The following is a 4,752-nucleotide window of genomic DNA, read 5'->3' as shown; positions in this document are numbered from 1 at the left end:
CTCCCCGACCTCACAGAGTCCCCACCCCGGAGTCACATGAATCTCAAAAGTTAAGGAACCTTAACTTCGCCTTACTTGCACGCGTCAAGGAAGAAACGCCCAGGCCGCAGGAGGTCGAACGAGCTCATCGAGGAACTTCAGCCACAGTCGACACGAGACCGATCTAGAGTAGTTTCGAAGCGTCCATGACACTTCGGACCTACTGCAAACACGGACATTGGCGCCCGACCCCAAGGTGAGAACCAGACAGCGACGGCCACGCCCACCCGATCCTGCATTGCCAAGATTTGACGCACCTTGAAGAACTCGTGAAGCGCTCGTGGAGCACTTTGTCAGGGATTCGAGTGGGCAGGTCGTCCACACGAAGTGGCGTAGTGCCGCGGTACCCAGAGGACGGTCAGCTCGATTGAACGACGGGTCATGGACCACCTGTTGGCGGCAGCTGAGCCTGATTCACCTGTCGCCGACATCACCCCAATGCGATTGACGGAGGAGATCGCTTTCAGCACCGCGCAGGTTGGCGATCTTGATGTCGGGCCCGATAGAGGTCTGCCTGCCGGGAGGGGGCCGAGCCGGCCACGTGGATACACATCAGCCATCGTCGCCTTTCCGCGAGCGCGAAGCTGCACTCCTGCGGACCTTCGGCAGGCCACTCGGCGGCTTCCCCCAAGGCCAGGAAGTTGCCCACCTCACGGGCGGGCGACCTGAGGTGGGCGCAGCATCCAGGTCCGTTCCGACGCTGCACCGTTCGGCGACTTCACTACATCGAACCGGCGACCGCGCACCTGGCGACTTGGCGCAACGTCAGGAAGCGCGGCCCGTGGGCCGCTCCCTCGATGCTCCTGTCCCGATCGGCGGTTGCGTGTGCTCGTGATCGTCACCAAGAGCCAAACTGGACGCGAGGCTTGTGTGGACCGGACAGTCCCGACGCCGCCGAGCGTCCCCTTGGAGACTGGGCCATTTCATCTCTCGCCCCACGAGCCGCGAGAGCTGCCTGACGGACTGTCATGCATGGCTGTCCACCGGTTGCCCACCGGGCCACCTTGCACGACCCGGATCCACGCTTCCCGAACACACAAAAGACCAGGTCAGAGGATCAGAATGTCCATACGGCCACAGAAACCACACCTCCGACCTACGCATTACGATGCATAGACCGCACATGCCCAATCTGAGTCGATTTCAAGGTCACCAGAAACAAGAAACCCCAGGTCAGAGGCCTGACCTGGGGTGTTGTACCTTGGAGCCCCCTGTCGGATTCGAACCGACGACCTACGCATTACAAGTGCGTTGCTCTGGCCAACTGAGCTAAGGAGGCCTGTGCGATGCGTGCCTACCCGACGGGACATGGACGGGACATACCCGAACCCGCGTGCCCGGGACGCGCGCGATCACGTGCCCGTGCAGTGTACCCAGGTCCCCGTGGCACCCTGTCGAAAATTTCCTCGAAGTTCACATGGGTCCAGGTACTGACAGACCAGGCAAACGCCAGGTACCGTCCTGACCCAGTTCACTCGCGTGGACTACACCACCACCTTCCTACAACGGATCGTCCGGCACGTTCCTGCCGGTAGAAGGGGGCCCTTCACCATGGCCACTGTTTCGTTCGACAAGGCGACCCGGATCTACCCGGGTTCCGAGAAGCCCGCCGTAGACGGACTGGAGATCGAGATCGAGGACGGGGAGTTCCTCGTTCTGGTCGGTCCGTCCGGCTGTGGCAAGTCCACCTCGCTCCGGATGCTCGCGGGGCTTGAGGACGTCAACGCCGGTGCCATCCGCATCGGTGACCGCGACGTCACGCACCTGCCGCCGAAGGACCGGGACATCGCCATGGTGTTCCAGAACTACGCGCTGTACCCGCACATGACGGTCGCCGACAACATGGGCTTCGCGCTCAAGATCGCCGGCGTCAACAAGGCCGAGATCCGCCAGAAGGTGGAGGACGCGGCGAAGATCCTCGACCTCACGGACTACCTCGGCCGCAAGCCGAAGGCCCTCTCCGGCGGTCAGCGCCAGCGTGTCGCGATGGGCCGCGCCATCGTGCGTGAGCCCCAGGTCTTCCTCATGGACGAGCCGCTGTCGAACCTCGACGCCAAGCTCCGTGTCTCGACCCGTACGCAGATCGCCTCGCTGCAGCGCCGCCTCGGCATCACCACCGTCTACGTCACCCACGACCAGGTCGAGGCCATGACGATGGGCGACCGGGTGGCCGTACTGAAGGACGGTCTGCTCCAGCAGGTCGACTCGCCGCGCAACATGTACGACCGTCCCAAGAACCTCTTCGTGGCCGGCTTCATCGGCTCCCCCGCCATGAACCTGATCGAGGTCCCGATCACCGACGGCGGCGTGAAGTTCGGCAACTCGGTCGTCCCGGTCAACCGCGACGCGCTCAAGGCCGCCACCGACAAGGGTGACCGCACGGTCACCGTCGGCGTCCGCCCCGAGCACTTCGACATCGACGAGCACAACGGCGAGGCCGCGAAGTCCCTCACGAAGGACTCCGAGGACGCCCCGGCCGGTCTCGCCGTCTCCGTGAACGTCGTCGAGGAACTGGGCGCCGACGGTTACGTCTACGGCAGCGCCAAGGTCGACGACAACCTCAAGGACCTGGTCGTCCGCGTCAGCGGCCGCTCGGTGCCGGAGAAGGGCTCCACGCTCCACGTGGTCCCCCGTCCGGGCGAGATCCACGTGTTCTCGACCTCCACGGGCGAGCGACTCACCGACTGATCGGTTCTCCCGGCTGATCGGTTCTCACCGGCTGATCAAACGTTCCCAGGAAGGGCCCCGCGGACAGCCGCGGGGCCCTTCCTGTTGCGCGCAGCCCCCGACCGTGTCGACAAATACCCCGGCAGAGCGGTCATTTCGAGCAGCGTTCGTCAACGCCTTACCCAATCCGAGGCACCAATCCATCCCCCGAATTGGTGACTAAATGTCGCCAAATCATTACCGGACGCTACCCTCACACGCGTGAAGCACTCCAATAACCAACAGCCGCGACGCGGCCGGGGCCCCGCCCGCCGGGTCGGCCGCACGCTCGCCCTCGTCCTGCCCGTCGTCATGGTGCTCTCCGGGACCCTCGCGGTCACCCGGGTCAACTGGTCGGGGAGCCCCTCCAGCTCGATGCTCACCGCGACGGACATCACGGCGGCCGGAGCCTCCTCGCGGGCCGCCGCACGCGCCCCGCAGGACATCCTGCGCGACCAGCTCATGACCGAGCTCCAGGACAAGAACCCCGGCGTCGTCCTGACGCACCTCCAGGAGGCGGTGAACGGCCACCCGTCGCTCGCCACGCACTGCACCTCCATCGCCCGCGCACTGGGCCGCGCCGCGGTCCGTATCTACGGCGCCGCACGCGCCCAGTCCTACGCCCGCCCCGTGTGCGACACCTCGTTCGCCTCCGGGGTCATGGCCGCGCACAGCTGACCGGAGCCGGTGCCCGGAGTAGGAGGTCGGTAACGGCTGATTAAGGAACGGTTGCAGCCGAAAGATACGGTGGGGCCGCCACGTACAGTTCGGGTCATGACCGATCCGAACGCCGCGTCGCGCCCCACCCAAGCCGTGATCCTGGCCGGTGGCCAGGGATCCCGGCTGCGCCCGTACACCGACGACCGGCCCAAGCCGATGGTCGAGATCCCCGGCACGGGGACGCCGATCATCGGCCACCAGCTCGTCTGGCTCGCCGAGGAGGGCGTGACCGACGTGGTGGTCAGCTGCGGGCATCTCGCCGAGGTGCTGCAGGACTGGCTGAAGTCGGCCGACCTGCCGGTCGACGTGACCACGGTCGTCGAGACGGAGCCCCTGGGCCGCGGCGGCGGCCTCAAGTACGCCGCCGCGCACCTGCCCCGGCCCGACAGCGCCTGGTACGCCACCAACGGCGACATCTGGACCCGCTTCTCGCTGCGCGACATGGCCGACTTCCACACCGAGCGCGACGCCGTCGCCACGATCGCGCTGGCTCGGCCGCGGATCCCGTGGGGGGCCGTGCAGACTGACGGCTTCGGGCGTGTCACGGACTTCATCGAGTCGCCGCCGACGCAGTACGCGATCAATGCGGGGGTGTACGTGTTCTCGCCCGAGTTCGCGGGGTTGTTGCCGGAGCGGGGGGATCACGAGCGGACGACTTTCCCTCACCTTGCTCGTGAGCGGCGGTTGGCTGGGTTCCCTATTCCTCAGGGGGCTTACTGGCGGGCCATCGATACCGCGAAGGACCTCAGGGAAGCCGCCAAGGAGCTTGCTGCGCTCGGGCGTTGACGGCCAGTCAGGTTGTGTTTCGAGTGCCGGTCCGCTGTGGCTGGTCGCGCCCCGCGGCGGAGCCGCTCATGTCACAGCCCCGCGCCCCTAAAAGACAAAGGCACAACAGTGGGCCCGCACTGGACAAGTGCGGGCCCACTTCCTGCTCCTCGGAGGTCAGCCGGTGGGCGACTGTGTCAACAAGCCGCCCACCGGCCCAGCTACCCCAACAGGCCGCCCACCAGGCCCGGCTGGCCGGAGGAGGATGAACCCCCGGTGCTGGAGCCGCCGTTGGAGCCGGTGCCGCCGCTGGTGCCGCCGCTGGACGTGGGTCCGGAGGTGGTGCTGGGGGCCTGGCCGACCGGGGAGGACTGCTGGGGCTGGGTGCGGCCCGCGGTGCCCTGGGTCTGGCTGGGGGCGCCGCTGGTGGCCGTACCGGAGGAGGAGTGGGTCGCGCCCGGGGTCGTCGCGGCGCCGGACGGCTTGGCCGAAGTCGCGGGGCGGGAGGGCGACTTGGATGCC

The 4,752-nt window shown here is 66.8% G+C and carries 3 protein-coding genes, 1 tRNA gene and 1 pseudogene; 3 read left to right on the top strand and 2 right to left on the bottom strand.

Annotated features, from left to right (window positions below; all coding sequences use genetic code 11):
* Nucleotides 1-1,241 precede the first annotated feature (1,241 nt).
* A tRNA-Thr gene (locus tag AC31A1_RS47040) sits at nt 1,242-1,318 on the bottom strand.
* Nucleotides 1,319-1,590: 272 nt separating this feature from the next.
* Between AC31A1_RS47040 and AC31A1_RS47035 the strand changes: the two genes are divergently transcribed.
* From AC31A1_RS47035 to AC31A1_RS47025, 3 genes are all read left to right on the top strand, one after another.
* Nucleotides 1,591-2,727: an ABC transporter ATP-binding protein gene (locus AC31A1_RS47035; RefSeq protein ID WP_489659199.1), complete on the top strand. Its 1,137-nt coding sequence runs from the start codon at nt 1,591-1,593 to the stop codon at nt 2,725-2,727.
* A 240-nt stretch (nt 2,728-2,967) separates the two neighbouring features.
* Nucleotides 2,968-3,423 (top strand): hypothetical protein, encoded by a 456-nt coding sequence (locus AC31A1_RS47030; RefSeq protein WP_489659198.1) that lies wholly within the window; start codon nt 2,968-2,970, stop codon nt 3,421-3,423.
* Nucleotides 3,424-3,519: 96 nt separating this feature from the next.
* Nucleotides 3,520-4,251: a nucleotidyltransferase family protein gene (locus AC31A1_RS47025; protein WP_489659197.1), complete on the top strand. Its 732-nt coding sequence runs from the start codon at nt 3,520-3,522 to the stop codon at nt 4,249-4,251.
* A 200-nt stretch (nt 4,252-4,451) separates the two neighbouring features.
* Here AC31A1_RS47025 and AC31A1_RS47020 read toward each other — a convergent pair.
* Nucleotides 4,452-4,752, bottom strand: a pseudogene (locus AC31A1_RS47020) (hypothetical protein); the annotation flags it as partial.

It is taken from the genome of Streptomyces sp. P5F9 (assembly GCF_057961495.1).
Note: the sequence above shows the minus strand (reverse complement) of the source record. Positions and strands in the feature narration are given on the sequence as shown.

Excerpts from the sequence above, each read along its gene's own strand:
- AC31A1_RS47035 (WP_489659199.1), top strand. The coding sequence starts at position 1,591 with ATGGCCACTGTTTCGTTCGACAAGGCGACCCGGATCTACCCGGGTTCC.
- AC31A1_RS47025 (WP_489659197.1), top strand. The coding sequence starts at position 3,520 with ATGACCGATCCGAACGCCGCGTCGCGCCCCACCCAAGCCGTGATCCTG.